This is a genomic window from Bradyrhizobium sp. CSA207 (genome assembly GCF_029051685.1).
In the GTDB taxonomy this organism is placed as follows: Bacteria; Pseudomonadota; Alphaproteobacteria; order Rhizobiales; family Xanthobacteraceae; genus Bradyrhizobium.
Genome location: NZ_JAACFT010000022.1, coordinates 22,163 through 40,095, shown reverse-complemented (window position 1 = coordinate 40,095; position 17,933 = coordinate 22,163). Strand labels below are relative to the sequence as shown.

The window sequence follows — 17,933 nt, the reverse complement described above, 5'->3', positions numbered from 1 at the left end:
GCATGCCGCGCTCAGCCGTGATGGGAAAGTTAGGGGTCGCCGTTATTATTGTTGTTCGTCTTGAAGTAGTGGGCTGTTACCGATTCACAAGCCAGAACCACTCTAACCCAGAATAGCAGGGCGCTTTGATGAATGTCCTGTAATGAATTCGACATCGCATTTTCACATGAAAAAGGATGATAACTCAGTCGGTTACACCAGGCAAAGGCGCCCCGGACCGCTGCGAATGGTCCGCGTTAAGCCTGCTGCCGGTAATCCGCGGCGGGGCTGGCTGACGGCCGGACCGCTGACAATTCCGGTGGCGTTGGGGCGGGGCGGCATTCTGGCCAACAAGCGCGAGGGCGACGGCGGCACGCCAAGGGGCAGCTTCCACCCGCGGCAACTATGGTGGCGGGGCGACCGCCACAGCCGTCCGCAGACTTTCTTGCCGGCCCGGACCATCACCAGCGAGGACGGCTGGTGCGAGGACCCCGGGAATCGCCACTACAACCAGCCGGTCCGGCTCGGGCGCGAGCAGGGCGGCGACCGGCTCAAGCGGGCCGACCATCTCTATGACTTCATCATCGAGATCGACCACAACACCAGGCCGCGCATCGCCGGCCGCGGCAGCGCGGTGTTCTTGCATCTGGCCCGCGACAATTTCGGCCCGACCGCGGGCTGCGTCTCCATGACAAAAGCGGCAATGCTGCAATTGCTGCGGCGGCTGGGACCGCGGACAAAAATCATCATCGGGTGAGGGGGCGTTGGGGAAGGTGTCGGTGAGCTTCGTGTAATCACCGCGCACTCCGCCGTCATTGCGAGCGCAGCGAAGCAATCCAGAATCTCTCCGCGGTGGCAGTCTGGATTGCTTCGCTGCGCTCGCAATGACGAATTTGAGAGCTCGGATGAAGCTCGGCCCTCGCCAACGACTCCTACCGGTGCCCGAAGATCGCACTGCCCACGCGCACATGCGTGGCGCCAAGCATGATGGCGGTGGCGAAATCCGCGCTCATGCCCATCGACAGATTCTTCAAACCGTTGCGGGCAGCGATCTTGGCGGTGAGCGCAAAATGCGCCGCCGGCGGCTCGTCGACCGGCGGGATGCACATCAGGCCGCAGATGGTCAGCCCATAGCTGTCGCGGCAGCTGGCCAGGAAGGCATCGGCCTCGCCGGGCGTGACGCCGGCCTTCTGCGGCTCTTCGCCGGTGTTGATCTGGACGAAGAGCTGGGGATGCTTTTTCTGGGATTCGATTTCCTTGGATAACGCTTGGCAAATGCTCGGGCGGTCAACCGAATGAATGGCGTCGAACAGCGCGACCGCCTCCTTAGCCTTGTTGGATTGCAGCGGTCCGATCAGATGCAGTGCGATATCGGAATAAGCAGACGTTAACGCCGGCCACTTGCCCTTGGCCTCCTGCACGCGATTCTCGCCGAATACGCGCTGTCCGGCGACGATAACCGGCGTAATTGCATCCGCGGCGAAAGTCTTGGACACCGCAATCAGCGTGACCGAGGCGCGATCGCGCCGCGCTTCCTTGCACGCGCGCGCGATTTCCGCTTCGACGGCGGCGAGCCCGTTTGGTGAATGGCCGGTTAGCGGCGCGGCGTTGGATTCGGTCATGATGTCGGTCGGCACTGATTGTTGCGGAGGTAGTTCCAATTTTACCAAGTTCAAGAAAGGGTTTTTGAACCCTTCGCTTTACCTTGCCGCGTGGGGTGGGCAGCGAAGATGGCAAGCGTCAGTTTCAACCGCAAACGAGCGAAACTCAAGCAGGTTCTCGGAATCCGGGCACGGCTTGCGTTGCTCGCGGTGATTCTGGTGGCGCCTTTGATGCTCGAGCGCATCCGTTCGCTCGAAGACACGCGGGCGAGGCAGATTGCACAGGCCGCAACCGAATTCACCACCATCGCAAGGCACAGCGCCGACGCGCAGCGTGAAGTGATCTCGTCGGTCGAGACCATCCTGAAATCAGAAGCCTTTATCCGCGCCTCCGTCGGCGGCATCAGCAAGAGCTGCGACGTGCTGCGCGCGAGCCTGCCGTCGAGCCTTCCCTGGATCCGCACGCTTCTCATCGCCGGCCAGGACGGGCGCATCCAGTGTGCCACCAACAACATGTATGTCGGCCTCGACCTGAGCGACCGGCCTTACTTCCAGCAGGCGCAGGAGACCGGCCGCTTCGTTCTCAGCGACTTCATCCTGTCGCGGCCCATGCCGGCACCGACCGTCATGGCGGTCTATCCGGTGTCCGCGTTCAGCGGCGTAGCCGATGCCATCGTGCTGGCAACGGTCAATCTCGACTGGATGTCGAAGGTCATGAGCAATCTCGGCGGTCGCGCCGGCATCACCGCCGTGCTGGTCGACAGCGCCGGCACCGTGCTGGCCGCGCCCGCCGACCAGCACAGCGCGGTCGGCCGGCCCCTCGACAACATGCCGCTGATGTCGGCGATCGCCGACAAGGCGCTGCGTTCGGACCAGGACGAGGGGTCGCTGTCTTTCCTTGCCGCCGACGGCTCTCGGCGCGCGGTCAGCTACATCCGTATTGCCGGCACCAATGCCCGCCTGATCGCCAGCATCGACGAGGACAAGGTGTCCGCGGCGGTCAGCCGCGACATCCGCACCGCCTATCTCCAGCTCGCCTTCGTGGTCCTGTTCGTCCTGCTCGGCGCGCTGATCGCCGCCGAGAAGCTCGTGATCAAGCCGATCGAGATGCTCGCGGACATGGCCAAGCGTCTCGGCGAGGGCGACCTGTCGGCCCGCGCCGCGCGCAATCGCCTGCCGTCCGAATTCGTGCCGCTGGCGCGCGCATTCAATGCGATGGCCGCGCAACTGAGCCAGCGCGAGCGCGAGCTGGTCGCGAGCAACGACCGGCTGACAGTGATGGCATCGATCGACATGCTGTCGGGGCTCGCCAACCGCCGCGGCTTCCAGAGCCGGCTCGACTTCGAATGGATGCGCGCACAACAATATGGCAGCGAGCTCGCGCTGTTGATGATCGACGTCGACCATTTCAAGCTGTTCAACGACACCTACGGCCATCTCGAAGGCGATTCCTGCCTGACCAGGCTCGGCGAATCGCTGTCCGGCATTGCAGCCGATACGATGGGCTTTGCGGCGCGCTATGGCGGCGAAGAATTCTGCCTGTTGCTGCCGAACACCGACGTGATCCGCGCCGTCGAAATCGGCGAGCAGGTGCGCACGGCCGTGCACAAGCTCTGCCTGCCGCACATCACATCGAACCACATGATCGTCACCGTCTCGATCGGCGTCGCCGCAACGCGGCCCAACGAGACCCTGCGCCCCGGCGACCTGATCGAAGCCGCCGATGCCGCGCTCTATGTCGCCAAGCATCGCGGCCGCAACAGCGTCGCCGAGCACGGCATCGTGCCGATCGAAGGCGGCACCGCCGATATGATGATGGCGGGCTGAGCGGCGTTCGGGGCGGCGGTCAGACAGAAGCCGACGAAGCCTGCGTCTGCTTCGACGCCAGCGGCGCGTCGTTGGGCAATCCGAAGGTCCACCTCTCGCAACCTGAAGGCACAATAGTTCCGACGTGAATATTGGAGAGAGCGGCCGAGCCGGCGTGCCGGAGCGCGATCAGAGCCGGCACCAGCCGCCGCCGCATCGGACGACTGCCCAGCCGCCTCGACCAGCCCTCGGCGCCTCGGTCGGACCAGCCGTGGATATCCAACCCGTTGACCCAACGGCCGCTTTTGTGGCCTAGTCCGCCCTCCTTAAAGCGGCCCGAAACTCACGAAAACCCAACGATTCCATGACCTCCGAACGCTATAACGCCCGCGATTCCGAACCGCGCTGGCAAGCCGCCTGGGACCAGCAGGCGATTTTCGTCTCGAAGAACGACGATTCGCGCCCGAAATACTACGTGCTCGAGATGTTCCCTTACCCCTCCGGGCGCATCCATATCGGCCATGTCCGCAATTACACGCTCGGCGACGTGCTGGCCCGCTTCATGCGCGCCAAAGGGTTCAACGTGCTGCACCCGATGGGCTGGGACGCTTTCGGCCTGCCAGCCGAGAACGCCGCCATCGAGCGCAAGGTCGCGCCGAAAGCCTGGACCTACGACAACATCGCCGCGATGAAGAAACAGCTCCGCTCGATCGGGCTGTCGCTGGACTGGAGCCGCGAGATCGCGACCTGCGATCCATCCTACTACAAGCACCAGCAGAAGATGTTCCTGGACTTCCTGCGCGCAGGGCTCGCCGAGCGCGAGAAGCGCAAGGTGAACTGGGACCCCGTCGATATGACCGTGCTCGCCAACGAGCAGGTGATCGACGGCCGCGGCTGGCGTTCGGGCGCCGTTGTCGAACAGCGCGAAATGAACCAGTGGGTCTTCAAGATCACGAAGTACTCGCAGGAACTGCTGGACGCGCTTGATAGCCTGGACCGCTGGCCCGACAAGGTCCGGCTGATGCAGCGCAACTGGATCGGCCGCTCCGAAGGCCTGTTGGTCCGCTTCGCGCTGGATCAGGCGACGACGCCGGCCGGCGAGAGCGAGCTGAAGATCTTCACGACGCGCGCGGACACGCTGTTCGGCGCAAAATTCATGGCGATCTCGGCGGACCATCCGCTGGCGACGGCGGCCGCCGCGAAGAACCCGAAGCTCGCGGAGTTCATCGCCGAGATCAAGAAGATCGGCACCGCGCAGGAAATCATCGACACCGCGGAGAAGCAGGGTTTCGACACCGGCATCCGCGCGATCCACCCGTTCGATTCCAGCTGGAAGCTGCCGGTCTATGTCGCCAACTTCGTGCTGATGGAATACGGCACCGGAGCGATCTTCGGCTGCCCCGCGCACGACCAGCGCGACCTCGACTTCGTCAACAAGTACAATCTCGGCAACACGCCGGTGGTGTGCCCCGAAGGTCAGGACCCGAAGAGCTTTGTCATCACCGACACCGCCTATGACGGTGACGGCCGCATGATCAATTCGCGCTTCCTCGATGGAATGACGATAGACGAGGCGAAGGAAGAGGTCGCAAAGCGTCTGGAAAAAGAGCTGCGCCCGCTCCCTAACCCTCCCCCGCAAGCGGGGGAGGGAAGGGTGGGGGCCGTCGGCGAGCGGCAGGTCAATTTCCGCCTGCGCGACTGGGGCATTTCACGCCAGCGCTATTGGGGCTGCCCGATTCCCGTCATCCATTGCGCGAGATGCGATGTCGTGCCGGTGCCGGATGCCGATCTGCCGGTCGAGCTGCCGGACGACGCGACCTTCGACAAGCCCGGCAACGCGCTCGACCATCATCCGACCTGGAAGCACGTCACCTGCCCGCAATGCGGCGGCAAGGCGTTGCGCGAAACCGATACCATGGACACGTTCGTGGATTCGTCCTGGTACTTTGCGCGCTTCACCGATCCCTGGAACGAAAATTCGCCGACGACGCCCGCGGTCGCCAACCGGATGATGCCGGTCGACCAGTATATCGGCGGCGTCGAGCACGCGATCCTGCATCTGCTCTACAGCCGCTTCTTCGTGCGCGCGATGAAGGCGACCGGCCACATCGCGATGGACGAGCCGTTCGCCGGCATGTTCACGCAGGGCATGGTGGTGCACGAGACCTACCAGAAGGCCGACGGCACCTATGTCCAGCCGGCCGAGGTGAAGATCGAAGTCGGCGGTAATGGCAGGCGCGCTGTTCTGATGACGACCGGCGAAGACATCCAGATCGGCGCGATCGAGAAGATGTCGAAGTCGAAGAAGAACACGGTCGACCCCGACGACATCATCGAGACCTACGGCGCCGACGTCGCGCGCTGGTTCATGCTGTCGGACTCTCCGCCCGACCGCGACGTGATCTGGAGCGACGAACGCGTCCAGGGCGCCTCGCGCTTCGTGCAGCGGCTGTGGCGGCTGGTGAACGAAGCCGCGGAACTGGGCAAGGACGCAGCGGCGGCGCGGCCGGCTTCGTTCGGGGCCGATGCGACCGCCCTGCGCAAGGCCGCTCATAGCGCGCTCGATAAGGTCACGACCGGCATCGAGCGGCTGCACTTCAACGTCTGCCTCGCCCATATCCGCGAATTCGCCAACGCCTTTTCGGAGGTGTTGCAGCGACCCGGCCAACCAGCCCCCGACTTGGCCTGGGCGATCCGGGAGGCCGGACAGATCCTGGTTCAGCTGTTCTCCCCGATGATGCCGCATCTGGCCGAGGAGTGCTGGCAGGTCTTGTTTACGAATGGGTTGGGCCGGACCGGGCTGGTTTCCGAGGCGTCCTGGCCGCAAATCGAACGCGATTTGCTGGTTGAAGACAGCGTGACCCTGGTGGTCCAGGTCAACGGCAAGAAGCGGGGCGAGGTCACAGTTGCAACAGCGGCCCAGAATCCGGAAATCGAGGCTGCCGTTTTGGCGCTCGATGCGGTAAAGCTGGCCTTGGACGGCAAGCCCGTCCGCAAGGTGATCATCGTCCCCAAGAGGATCGTGAATGTTGTCGGCTAGGATCCGCATCGCAGCCCGCTTGCTGGCGGTCGCCGCTCTGGCGGCGCTGACGGCCGGCTGCTTCCAACCGATGTATGCCGAGCGGACCGACGGCACCCCTGGCCTCCGCGAGAAGCTGATGGGGATCGAAATTCCCCCTGTCGACAAGCCGAACGCCTCCCGAGAGGCCCGCGTCGGGGTTGAGGTCCGTAACGCCCTTGCCTTCAAGCTTTATGGCACTGCCACGGGTATGCCGCCGACCCACCGCCTGGTGCTCCGCTTCAGCGCCGGCCGCTCGTCCCTGATCGTCGATCCCAGCACGGCGCTGCCGACAACCGAAACATACAGCCTCGATGCTCAGTACAACCTGATTGAGCTCGCGACCAACAAGTCGGTGATGACCGGCAGCACGTTCTCGCGCGTGTCCTACGACATGCCCGGCTCCTACCAGCGTTTCTCCCGTAATCGAGCGCTGCGCGACGCGGAAGACCGTGCCGCCAACGAGATCGCCGAGAACATCAACACCCGGCTCGCCTCGTTCTTCACCGCGGGCACGTAATCATCTCTCATTCCGGGGGCGCGGGAAGCGTGAGCCCGGAATGACGCGTGTTAGGCAACATGGTCGCGCTGCGCGGAAAAGAGATCGACGCCTTCCTCGCCCGGCCCGATGCGGGCCGTCCGATCATCCTGCTCTATGGTCCTGATGCCGGCCTCGTGCGCGAGCGCGCCGACGCATTGATCGCATCCGCGGTCGACGATCCCAACGATCCCTTCTCGCTGGTGAAGCTTGACGGCGACGAGCTGTCCGCCGAGCCGTCGCGCCTGGTGGATGAGGCCATGACGGTGCCGCTGTTCGGCGGCCGCCGCGCCATCCGTGTGCGCGCCGGCTCGCGCAGCTTTGCCAGCGGCGTCGACACGCTCGCCGAGATGTCGATGAAGGATTGCCGCATCGTGATCGAGGCCGGCGAGCTGCGCCCGGAATCGCCGCTGCGCAAAGCCTGCGAGCGCGCCAAGACCGCTGTAGCGATCGCTTGCTATCCCGACACCGAGCGCGACCTCGCCAAGCTGATGGAGGACGAGCTCCGCACCGCCAGCTTGCGCATCGCGCAGGACGCCCGCGCCGCGCTGATGTCGTTCCTCGGCGGCGACCGGCAGGCCTCGCGCAACGAGCTGCGCAAGCTCACGCTATACGCCCACGGCAAGGGCGAGATCACGCTGGACGACGTGATGGCCGTGGTGGCCGACGCGTCCGAGCTGAAGCTTGATCCGATCGTCGACGGCGCCTTCGCCGGCCGGCCCGACATCGTCGAGACCGAATTCGCCAAAGCCATGATCGCCGGCACCTATCCCGGCGTGATCATTTCCGCCGCACAGCGCCAGGCCGCATGGCTGCACAAGTCCGCGCTCGCCATCGCCGACGGCACGCCGGCCTCCGCCGTACTCGACGGCGGATTTCCGCGGCTGCACTTTTCACGAAAGCCGGCGGTCGAAACGGCGCTGCGCAATTTCAGCGCGACGCGGCTTGCCGGCATCATCGAGCAGCTCGCCACCGCCGCGCTCGACACCCGCAAGCAATCGACGCTCGCCGCAGCCATCGCTCAGCGCACGCTGATGGCGATCGCCGCGAACGCAAAGCGGCGGGGCTGAGACTGCTCTCCCACGCTCGTCATTGCGAGAAGCCCTTGCGACGAAGCAATCCAGGATCTTTCCGCGGAGAGATTCTGGATTGCTTCGCTGCGCTCGCAATGACGAGGAGGACTAGAGTGCGCCCTTCGCCAGCCGCCGCATCACCTCGTCGAGTTGCTCGAGGTTGCGGTAGTTGATCTGCACGGAGCCGCCGGGATCGCGGTGGCTGACGGTGACCTTGAGGCCGAGCGCGTCGCTGACGCGCTTCTCGAGATCGACCGTGTCAGGGTCCTTCTCCTTGGCGCCTGCGCGCGCCTTCTGCGGCTTGCGCTCCGGCACGCCCTCTTCGTGCGCGAGCGCCTCGGCCTGGCGGACGTTGAGGCCCTCCTCGACGATGCGCTTGGCAGCCGCAAGCGGATCGGGCACGCCGATCAGCGCGCGGGCGTGACCGGCGGTCAATTGACCGTCCGCGATGAAGGCCTGCACCTCGGCCGGCAGCTTGGTCAGCCGCATCATGTTGGCGACATGACTGCGGCTCTTGCCGACGACTTTCGCGATGTCGTCCTGGCTGCGTTTGAACTCGCCCGCGAGCGCGTGATAGCCCTGCGCCTCTTCCATCGGGTTGAGGTCTTCGCGCTGCACGTTCTCGACGATCGCGAACTCCAGCGCATCGCTGTCGCTGATGTCGACCGGCACGATCGGCACTTCATGCAGGCCGGCCATTTGCGAGGCGCGCCAGCGCCGTTCGCCGGCGATGATCTCGTAGCGGTCCTGCGCGCCCTTCACCGGACGCACCACGATCGGCTGGATCACGCCGTGCTGCCTGATGGAGTCCGAGAGCTCCTTGAGCTCGACGTTCGAAAAGGCGCGGCGCGGATTGCGCGGATTGGGCTTGATGAACTCGATCGGCACCTTGCGCTGCGCGCGCGGACGATCGACATGCTGTGCCTCACCGCCGACATCGCCGATCAGGCTCGCAAGACCCCGGCCCAGTCGCGAACGCGCTTCGTCGGCCATCGCCAGCTCCCTTGGATTCACGTAGCAACACTCCAGAACTGAATTTCGAGTCGTAGGGTGGGTTAGCGCAGCGTAACCCACCACTGGTTTGTTCGAGGTGGCATGCGTGGTGGGTTACGCCTTCGGCTAACCCACCCTACGGACAGCTTTCTTCAATGTGTCGTGCGCAGCTCGCGCTCGCGCTGGATCACTTCAGTGGCGAGGCGCAGATAAGCTTCGCTGCCGACGCATTTGAGATCGTAGACCAGCACCGGCTTGCCGTAGGACGGCGCTTCCGAGATCCGCACGTTGCGCGGGATCATGGTCTTGTAGACCTTCTCGCCCATGAACTGCCGGACGTCGGCGACGACCTGGTTCGACAGGTTGTTGCGCGAGTCGAACATGGTCAGCACGATGCCGTGGATCGAAAGGTTCGGGTTGAGCGTCGAGCGCACCTGCTCGACGGTCTGCAGCAGTTGCGACAGGCCTTCGAGCGCGAAGAACTCGCATTGCAGCGGCACCAGGATGGCGTCGGACGCCGCCATCGCGTTCACCGTGAGCAGGTTGAGCGAGGGCGGGCAGTCGATCAGCACATAGGTGTAGTCAGCATCCGGCGACACGTTGTTGTTGAGCGCGGCGATCGCATCGCGCAGCTTGAAGGCGCGGCCGGGCGTGGTGCCGAGCTCGAGCTCGAGGCCGGAGAGATCCATGGTGGAGGGCGCGATGTGCAGCCGCGGCACCGCGGTCGCGACCACCGCCTCGCGCAAATTGGCTTCACCGATCAGCACGTCGTAGGTCGAGCAGGAGCGGTTGCGGCGATCGATGCCGAGGCCGGTCGAGGCGTTGCCCTGCGGGTCGAGATCGACGATCAGGACGCGTTCGCCGATCGCCGCGAGCGCCGTGCCGAGATTGATCGCTGTGGTTGTTTTGCCGACGCCGCCCTTCTGGTTCGCCAGCGCGAGGATGCGCGGATGGCCCTGCGGGACAATTTCGGTCTGCTCTTGCTGTGGTTCGTCAATCACGGTCATCGCCAATTCCCCCACTCAACCCCTGAAGGCTTCACCCGCGCCGTTCGACGGCAGTAAGCTCCACAATCCAGCCATCGCCCGTGCGGCTTCGGTGGAGCTGAGGCTGAATATTCCAATATTTAGCGGCTTCGGTCAATTCAGCCTCTACATCTTGTCCCTTTGGAAATAACGCTTTTGCACCCTGGCGCATCAGCGGCTCCGCAAAGCCGATGAGTTGATGTAGCGGAGCAAGTGCCCGCGCGGTGACGCAATCCACTGGGCCGGTGATTCTATCCACATTATCCCCGATCTCCGCGAGATGTACGACTCCCGGAGATGCGGTGACGCGGATCGCTTCGCGCAGGAAAGCCGCCTTCTTGGCGATGCGCTCGACCAGATGGACGCTGGCTCCCGCTGTCCCGGCCATGGCACAGGCCAGCACGACACCGGGAAAGCCGCCGCCGCTGCCAAGGTCAGCCCAGCGCTCGGCCGATGGCGCCAGATCCACGAGCTGAAGCGAATCGGCGATGTGCCTGGTCCAGAGCTGCGGCAGCGTCGAAGGCGCAACCAGGTTGGTCTTGGCCTGCCACTCCCGGAGCAGCGCGATGTAGCGATCGAGCCGCGCTTCCGTTTCACGTGAAATGGGTGCGAGCTTGAGTGCTGCAGCCTTGTCGGCAGCGATCACGGAGTCCAGCGACTTGTCGGGCGCGCTTGCTTTGTCGATCTTTGGATTGATCGGGGCCGGCCCGGGTCGACGTTTTGTCCCCTCGCCCGCCTTAGGTCCTGGCGATGAAGGTCTGCCGCCTGCCGGCCCGCGCTGTTTCACGTGAAACGCCTATGCGATTGCTTTGGAAGTCTTCCGTGCTTCGCGGCGAAGATAGGCCGCGAGGATGCCGAGCGCTGCCGGTGTGATGCCATCGATCCGGCCGGCCTGGCCGACAGTGAATGGCCGCGCCTTCTCCAGCTTGGCGCGAACCTCATTGGAGAGACCAGGCACCAGCTGGTAGTCGACATCGGACAGCACCAGCCCCTCATCCCGCCTGAAAGCTTCGACATCGGCGCTCTGGCGCTCGAGATAGACGTCGTATTTGGCATCGATCTCGAGATGTGTGGCAATCCCGGCGTCGATGGCCGCCAGCTCCGGCCAGATCGCACGAACCTGGCTCCAGCCGATGTCGGGATAGGCCATCAATTCGAAGGCCGACCGGCGCTGGCCATCCCTGTTCAGCGACAGCCCATGCCTGATCGCCTCGTTCGGGGTGATGGTCAGCGACCTCGAAAGCGCCCGCGCCGCATTCAGAGCATCCATCTTGGCGCGGTGATGATGCGTCCGGCCGCTTCCGACGCACCCCAAGGCGATGCCTTTCTCGGTCAGGCGCTGGTCGGCATTGTCGGCGCGCAAAGTCAGCCGGTATTCGGCTCGCGAGGTGAACATCCGATAGGGTTCGCTGATGCCGCGGGTGACGAGGTCGTCGATCATCACGCCGAGATAGCCATCCGCGCGGTCGAACACCGTCAGCGCGGCCCCGCTGGCGGCCAGTGCCGCGTTCAGCCCGGCTACGATGCCCTGGCCGGCGGCCTCCTCATATCCGGTGGTGCCATTGATCTGTCCGGCCAGGAACAGGCCGCGCAAACGCTTGGTCTGGAGGGTCGGATCGAGCTCGCGCGGGTCGACGTGGTCGTATTCGATGGCATAGCCCGGCCGGACCATCTTGACCTGCTCCAGGCCGGGAATGCTGGCGAGGATTGCCAGCTGCACGTCCTCCGGCAGTGAGGTCGAGATGCCGTTGGGATAGACGGTCGTATCGTCGAGTCCTTCCGGCTCCAAGAAGATCTGGTGACCATCGCGGTCGCCGAAGCGGACGATCTTGTCCTCGATCGAGGGGCAATAGCGCGGCCCGGAGCTCTTGATCTGGCCGGAATACATCGGAGAGCGATGGACATTGGCCCGGATCACCTCGTGGGTCGCGGATGTAGTCCGGGTGATCCCGCACTGGATCTGCGGCGTGGTGATCCGCTCGGTCAGGACCGAGAACGGCTCCGGCGGATTGTCTCCCGGCTGCATTTCGACGGCGGACCAGTCGATTGTGGTCCCGTCCAGGCGCGGCGGCGTCCCGGTTTTCAGGCGGCCCAAGGTAAAGCCGGCGCGCTCGAACGAGCTCGACAGGCCCATCGCGGGCGCTTCGCCGACTCGGCCGGCCGGCCAGTTCTTCTCGCCGAGATGGATCAAACCACGGAGAAAGGTGCCGGTGGTGACGACAATCGCCCCTGCCCCGAGCTTCCGACCGTCGGCCAGACGCAGCCCGGTCACCCGGCCATCGACCACCATCAGTTCGTCGGCTTCGCCCTCGATGACCGAAAGATCCTTGGTCTCGCGGATCGCAGCCTGCATCGCAGCCGCATAAAGCTTCCGGTCAGCCTGGGCACGCGGGCCGCGAACGGCGGGTCCCTTGCGGCGATTAAGGACGCGGAACTGGATGCCGCCGGCGTCTGCGACCCGGCCCATCAGACCGTCGAGCGCATCGACCTCGCGAACCAGATGGCCCTTGCCAAGGCCGCCAATGGCGGGATTACAGGACATGGCACCGACGGTCGCAAACCGGTGCGTCACCAGAGCCGTCGTCGCGCCCATCCGGGCAGAGGCAGCCGCAGCCTCACAGCCGGCATGGCCGCCGCCGATCACGATGATGTCGAAGTTCGCTCGCTCTGTACGCATGGCGGACTTCTAACTCAGAGTGGAAAAAGCCGGAAGTGGAAACTCGATTGGCGGATGTTTCACGTGAAACAAGACACCTTGGAAGGCTTCATGCAATTCTCGCAAAACAACCCCATGCACAGTAGCGTAATGCTTGAAATCATTGTGTTTCACGTGAAACGGTTTGGAACCATTTTGGCCCGTTTCACGTGAAACAACCAAGCAATGGAATAAGCGCTAGTTCTACAATGAAGAACTAGCACTACTTTCCGATACAGAACTTCTGAAAAATGGCCCCGAGCACGTCCTCGACGTCCACCCGGCCCAATAGCCGGCCCAAGGCATAAGCGGCGGCGCGCAGCTCTTCGGCGGCCAGCTCTTCGCCCTCTTCTACAAGCTCCAAGCTCCGGCACAAGCTGTCCGACGCCTGGCGCAACAGATCCCGCTGACGGGCGCGGGTGACCAATGCACCCTCGCTGGTTCCGAAGAATTCGGCGGCAAATCCGACCAGGGCCTGGATCAGGTCGGGCAATCCATCGCCGCGCCGTGCCGAAATCGGGAAGGTCCGATCCGCCGCAGCCGCAACCGTCGGGACGCCCCCCTCCAGGTCAATCTTGTTGCGGATCGCCCAGACCGGCACGGACGCCGGCAGCCGCTCATTCGCCCCCGAATCGGGACCCATCAGCCAAAGCACGAGGTCCGCGTCCGCGGCGCGGGCTTCGGCCCGCCGTACGCCCTCCTGCTCCACCGGATCGTTCGTCTCGCGAATGCCGGCGGTGTCGATCACGGTGACCGGGTAGCCATCGAGATCGAGCTGGACCTCGATCACATCACGCGTCGTGCCGGCATGCGGCGAGACGATCGCGACCTCGCGGCGCGCGAGCTGGTTGATCAGCGTCGATTTGCCGACGTTCGGCGGACCGGCAATCGCCACCACCAAGCCGTCGCGCAGGCGTTCAGCCTGGCCCTGTGCCGCAAGGACTTCTGCGATTTCGCCATGCAGAGCCTTGATCGCCTTCACCGCGGGCGCCCTCAGCTCCGCCGGCACGTCACCCTCGTCCGAGAAGTCGATGCCGGCCTCGATCAGCGCGGACGCCTCGATGATTCGCTCACGCCAGTCCCGCGCGCGATTGCCGAGCAAGCCCTGCAACTGACGCAACGCCAGACGGCGCTGGCGGTCGGTGTCGGCATGGATAAGATCGTCGAGGCCCTCGGCCTCAGTCAGATCGAGCTTGCCGTTCTCGAAGGCGCGCCGGGTGAACTCGCCGGGGTCAGCGGCCCGCATATTCGGAATTAAAGAAATCGCGGCGAGGAGCGCCGAGAGCACCGCGCGTCCGCCATGGACGTGAAATTCGGCAACGTCCTCGCCCGTCGCGCTCGCCGGTCCCGGAAACCAGAGCACGACCGAATCGTCGATCGGTTGCCCGGACGCGTCGCGGAGCAGACGTCGGCTTGCTAGCCGCGGCGCCGGCAGCTTCCCCGCCAGCGTCGTCAGCGCCGGCCCGGCTTGCGATCCGGAGACGCGCACCACCGCGATCGCGCTCGGCGGCCGGCCGGACGACAACGCAAAGATGGTCTGGTCTCGCGGATGCATGGCCTATTTGTCCGGCTGCCCGCGAAAAGGCAAATATCCATTATCAGCGCTCTGCGGCTCGGATTGCTGCACCGGGGCCCGCAATAAACGGCTTCATATTGCACCGCAATATAACTGCAGCAATTTGCTGCAAGAACCCCTACCTCAGCCGCCTGTCTCGGCAGACCATGAATATTATTAAAGTAAAATCAATATCTTGAATAAGTCTCGAACTGGCTCTCAAGCGCCAATAATGCTGCACTTTCGCTGCAGCAAAGCTGCACAAATGAAAAGGGCGCCCGAAGGCGCCCTTCCGTCCTTTGCTGCACTGCACTCAGGTATTCATCGAGTCGAAGAACTCGGAATTGCTCTTGGTGCTGCGGAGCTTGTCGAGCAGGAAGTCGATTCCGTCCATCGTGCCCATCGGGTTCAGGATACGGCGGAGCACGTACATCTTCTTCAGCACCACCGGATCGGTGATGAGCTCCTCCTTGCGGGTGCCGGAGCGCGAAATGTCGATCGCCGGGAAGGTGCGCTTGTCCGAGACCTTGCGGTCCAGGATCAGCTCCGAGTTACCGGTGCCCTTGAACTCTTCGAAGATGACTTCGTCCATGCGGCTGCCGGTATCGACCAGCGCGGTCGCGATGATCGTCAGCGAGCCGCCCTCCTCGATGTTGCGGGCGGCGCCAAAGAACCGCTTCGGACGCTGCAGCGCGTTGGCGTCGACACCGCCGGTCAGCACCTTGCCGGATGACGGCACCACGGTGTTGTAGGCGCGGCCGAGGCGCGTGATCGAATCGAGCAGGATCACGACGTCGCGGCCATGCTCGACCAGGCGCTTGGCCTTCTCGATCACCATCTCGGCGACCTGGACGTGGCGCACCGCCGGCTCGTCGAAGGTCGAGGAGACGACCTCGCCTTTCACCGAGCGCTGCATGTCCGTGACTTCTTCCGGACGCTCGTCGATCAAGAGCACGATCAGATAGCACTCGGGATGATTGTGCGCGATCGAGTGCGCGATGTTCTGCATCAGCACCGTCTTGCCGGTGCGCGGCGGCGCCACGATCAGCGCGCGCTGGCCCTTGCCGATCGGCGCGACGATGTCGATCACCCTTGCAGAAAGGTCCTTCCGCGTCGGGTCATCGATTTCCATGCGGAAGCGCTGGTTCGGAAACAGCGGCGTGAGGTTGTCGAAATTGACCTTGTGCTTGGCCTTTTCCGGATCCTCGAAATTGAGCGTGTTAACCTTCAGCAGCGCAAAATAGCGCTCGCCCTCTTTCGGGCTGCGGATATGACCTTCGAGAGTGTCGCCGGTGCGCAGGCCGAAGCGGCGAATCTGCGAGGGCGAAACGTAGATGTCGTCCGGGCCCGGCAGATAATTGGCGTCCGGCGAGCGCAGGAAGCCGAAGCCGTCGGATAGCACCTCGACGACGCCCTCGCCGACGATGTCGGTTTCCGCGAGCGCGAGCTGCTTGAGGATAGCGAACAGCAGCTCCTGCTTGCGCATGGTGCTGGCATTCTCGACCCCGTTCTCTTCCGCGAACGAGACCAGCTCGGCCGGCGTTTTCGACTTGAGGTCCTGGAGTTTAATTTCCCGCATTGGGGTGGTCCTGTGGGGTAACCTTGGGAGGGGTGCGAGGAGGCTCTGAAATGCGGACGTGAGAAGGTAAGGTCCGCAGGTCTGGCAAGGTGAGCGCCGGGAGGCTTCAAACCCGATGCGGCGTCCGGCCTCTGGAAAGCTCGGACACGACCACATCCGCCTGCGTTGGGTGGGATATCGCTAATATAGAAAATCGCTCCTCACTCCGCAAGCCGAAGCGCTGAGCGATCAATCGCGAACGCTGCCTAGAACGGCTTCACGATCACCATAACGACGATCAAGATCATCAGGACGGTCGGCACCTCGTTGATAATTCGATAGAATTTCTGGCTCCGCGGGCGTCGGTCGGCTGCGAAATCCTTCAGCCAGCGCGAAAAAAAGCCGTGGACCGCCGACAGCGCCAGGACCAGTGCCAGTTTTACGTGCAGCCAGGGCGAGGCAAACCAATGGCCGGACCAGGCGAGGTAGAGCCCGGCGAGCCAAGTGACGATCATGGCGGGGTTGATGATCGCCTTGAGCAGCCGTCGTTCCATGACCTTGAAGGTCTCCGACTGCTTCGAGCCGACCTCCGCCTCGCAGTGATAGACGAAGAGCCGCGGCAGGTAGAGCATGCCCGCCATCCAGGAGATGACGGCGATCACGTGCAGCGCCTTGATCCATTCGTACATGCCGGAAAACCCTGCTTTGGTTTTGACGCGTTTTCTTGACGCGAAGCGGGATCCATTTCGCGAAAATGCTCTGGCTCACCAATCGGTGGATAGAACGTCGTCGGTAAGAATTCATTCATAGATGTGGGCGCACACACATATCCTCGCGCTTGGCTCTTCTAAACCTAAAACTTTTAGAATCTTAAGGTTTGAGTCTTAGTGACCGTGAATTGGACTCACACAATGCCGTCCGTCACTTCACGCGCGTTTGTTCACATCCATCAACATGTCCCGCGAAGATCCGGCGTGACCGGATAAGTCGTCCAGCCTCAAGGGCTTGCGCACGGCTGTCGGCAGCCTATCAACGGGGTTGTCCGCGCAATTCAGATTCTGCGTTGCGCGGGCGCTGAACTTGTTCCGATGGGCAGGGGTGTGAACAAAATTGGCGGTTATCCCGCCCGTGGTGTCGCGCAACCCTTTCCGAGGGGTTAAGGTCCACAGAAATCCACAAACCGCCCCGCCTCCATACAAAGAGTTTTTGTGCCGACATCGAACAATTATTTCCATCTGCATCTGGTCTCCGACTCCACCGGCGAGACGCTGATCACCGTCGCACGCGCGGTCGCCGCGCAATACGCCAATGTGACGCCGGTCGAGCATGTCTATCCGCTGGTGCGGAGCCAGAAGCAGCTCGATCGCGTACTCGACGAGATCGAGGAGGCGCCCGGGATCGTGCTGTTCACGCTGCTGGAGAAGGATCTGGTTTCGCGGCTCGAGGACAAGTGCAAGAACATCAACGTTCCGAGCCTGTCGATCATCGGGCCGGTGATGCAGTTGTTCGAGGCTTATCTCGGCGCCGCGACGACCGGCCGGGTCGGCGCCCAGCACGTCCTCAACGCCGAATATTTCAAGCGCATCGACGCGCTGAACTACACCATGATTCATGACGACGGTCAGCATGTCGAAGGGCTCGAGGACGCCGACGTCGTGCTTGTCGGTGTCTCCCGGACCTCGAAGACGCCGACGTCGATCTATCTCGCCAATCGCGGCATTCGCACAGCCAACGTGCCGTTGGTGCCGGGCATTCCCGTGCCGGCGCAACTGGAAACGCTGATCCGGCCGCTGGTGGTGAGCCTGCACGCGACGCCGGAGCGCCTGATCCAGGTGCGGCAGAACCGCCTGCTCTCCATGGGCGCCGATTCCAGCAGCGACACCTATACCGACCGGCAGGCGGTGGCCGAAGAGGTCGCGTTCGCGCGCAAGCTGAGCGCCAAGCACGATTGGCCGCTGCTTGACGTCACGCGGCGGTCGATCGAGGAAACCGCCGCGGCGATCATGAAGCTTTACAGTGATCGCCAGCGCAACCGGCCCACGGAGTAAGTTT

At 63.6% G+C, this 17,933-nt stretch carries 14 protein-coding genes; 6 read left to right on the top strand and 8 right to left on the bottom strand.

All coding sequences use genetic code 11. The annotated features are described in order from the left end of the window. Window positions 1-166 precede the first annotated feature (166 nt). A complete protein-coding gene (locus GWG65_RS24300) occupies window positions 167-736 on the top strand; it encodes a L,D-transpeptidase family protein (RefSeq protein ID WP_275198091.1) in 570 nt (189 codons plus the stop codon). Between the two features lie 175 nt (window positions 737-911). Here GWG65_RS24300 and GWG65_RS24295 read toward each other — a convergent pair whose 3' ends face one another. Then, the gene (locus GWG65_RS24295; RefSeq protein ID WP_275198197.1) at window positions 912-1,601 is read right to left on the bottom strand and encodes a YggS family pyridoxal phosphate-dependent enzyme; all 690 of its coding nucleotides are present in this window, start codon (window positions 1,599-1,601) and stop codon (window positions 912-914) included. A gap of 108 nt (window positions 1,602-1,709) precedes the next feature. Here GWG65_RS24295 and GWG65_RS24290 point away from each other — a divergent pair, with 108 nt between their 5' ends. The 4 genes from GWG65_RS24290 (at window position 1,710) to holA (ending at window position 8,052) form a co-directional block, all read left to right on the top strand. Further along, window positions 1,710-3,407, top strand: coding sequence for a diguanylate cyclase (locus GWG65_RS24290; RefSeq protein WP_275198090.1), 1,698 nt, complete (start codon window positions 1,710-1,712; stop codon window positions 3,405-3,407). Window positions 3,408-3,750: 343 nt separating this feature from the next. After that, window positions 3,751-6,426 (top strand): leucine--tRNA ligase, encoded by a 2,676-nt coding sequence (gene leuS, locus GWG65_RS24285; protein WP_275198089.1) that lies wholly within the window; start codon window positions 3,751-3,753, stop codon window positions 6,424-6,426. Continuing rightward, window positions 6,413-6,964, top strand: coding sequence for an LPS assembly lipoprotein LptE (lptE, locus tag GWG65_RS24280; protein ID WP_275198088.1), 552 nt, complete (start codon window positions 6,413-6,415; stop codon window positions 6,962-6,964). The genes leuS and lptE overlap by 14 nt, the downstream gene beginning before the upstream one ends. 59 nt (window positions 6,965-7,023) lie before the next feature. Further along, window positions 7,024-8,052 carry a DNA polymerase III subunit delta gene (holA, locus tag GWG65_RS24275; protein WP_275198196.1) on the top strand — a complete coding sequence of 343 codons (1,029 nt, stop codon included), beginning with the start codon at window positions 7,024-7,026 and terminating at the stop codon, window positions 8,050-8,052. 111 nt (window positions 8,053-8,163) lie between these two features. Here holA and GWG65_RS24270 read toward each other — a convergent pair whose 3' ends face one another. The 7 genes from GWG65_RS24270 to hemJ all read right to left on the bottom strand — a co-directional run bounded on the left by GWG65_RS24270 (window position 8,164) and on the right by hemJ (window position 16,570). After that, window positions 8,164-9,048, bottom strand: a complete 885-nt coding sequence (locus GWG65_RS24270; RefSeq protein ID WP_275198087.1) for a ParB/RepB/Spo0J family partition protein — start codon at window positions 9,046-9,048, stop codon at window positions 8,164-8,166. A gap of 152 nt (window positions 9,049-9,200) precedes the next feature. After that, window positions 9,201-10,055: a ParA family protein gene (locus GWG65_RS24265; RefSeq protein ID WP_247385849.1), complete on the bottom strand. Its 855-nt coding sequence runs from the start codon at window positions 10,053-10,055 to the stop codon at window positions 9,201-9,203. Between the two features lie 31 nt (window positions 10,056-10,086). Continuing rightward, on the bottom strand, window positions 10,087-10,728 hold the full coding sequence (rsmG, locus tag GWG65_RS24260) for a 16S rRNA (guanine(527)-N(7))-methyltransferase RsmG (protein ID WP_275198195.1): 642 nt from the start codon (window positions 10,726-10,728) through the stop codon (window positions 10,087-10,089). Window positions 10,729-10,869: 141 nt separating this feature from the next. Next, window positions 10,870-12,750 carry a tRNA uridine-5-carboxymethylaminomethyl(34) synthesis enzyme MnmG gene (gene mnmG, locus GWG65_RS24255; RefSeq protein WP_275198086.1) on the bottom strand — a complete coding sequence of 627 codons (1,881 nt, stop codon included), beginning with the start codon at window positions 12,748-12,750 and terminating at the stop codon, window positions 10,870-10,872. Window positions 12,751-12,991: 241 nt separating this feature from the next. Next, window positions 12,992-14,323 carry a tRNA uridine-5-carboxymethylaminomethyl(34) synthesis GTPase MnmE gene (gene mnmE / locus GWG65_RS24250; protein WP_275198085.1) on the bottom strand — a complete coding sequence of 444 codons (1,332 nt, stop codon included), beginning with the start codon at window positions 14,321-14,323 and terminating at the stop codon, window positions 12,992-12,994. A gap of 313 nt (window positions 14,324-14,636) precedes the next feature. Beyond that, a complete protein-coding gene (gene rho, locus GWG65_RS24245) occupies window positions 14,637-15,902 on the bottom strand; it encodes a transcription termination factor Rho (protein ID WP_275198084.1) in 1,266 nt (421 codons plus the stop codon). Window positions 15,903-16,147: 245 nt separating this feature from the next. After that, window positions 16,148-16,570: a protoporphyrinogen oxidase HemJ gene (gene hemJ / locus GWG65_RS24240; RefSeq protein ID WP_275198083.1), complete on the bottom strand. Its 423-nt coding sequence runs from the start codon at window positions 16,568-16,570 to the stop codon at window positions 16,148-16,150. Window positions 16,571-17,089: 519 nt separating this feature from the next. Here hemJ and GWG65_RS24235 point away from each other — a divergent pair. After that, a complete protein-coding gene (locus GWG65_RS24235; protein ID WP_275198082.1) occupies window positions 17,090-17,929 on the top strand; it encodes a pyruvate, water dikinase regulatory protein in 840 nt (279 codons plus the stop codon). The last annotated feature ends 4 nt before the right edge of the window (window positions 17,930-17,933 follow it).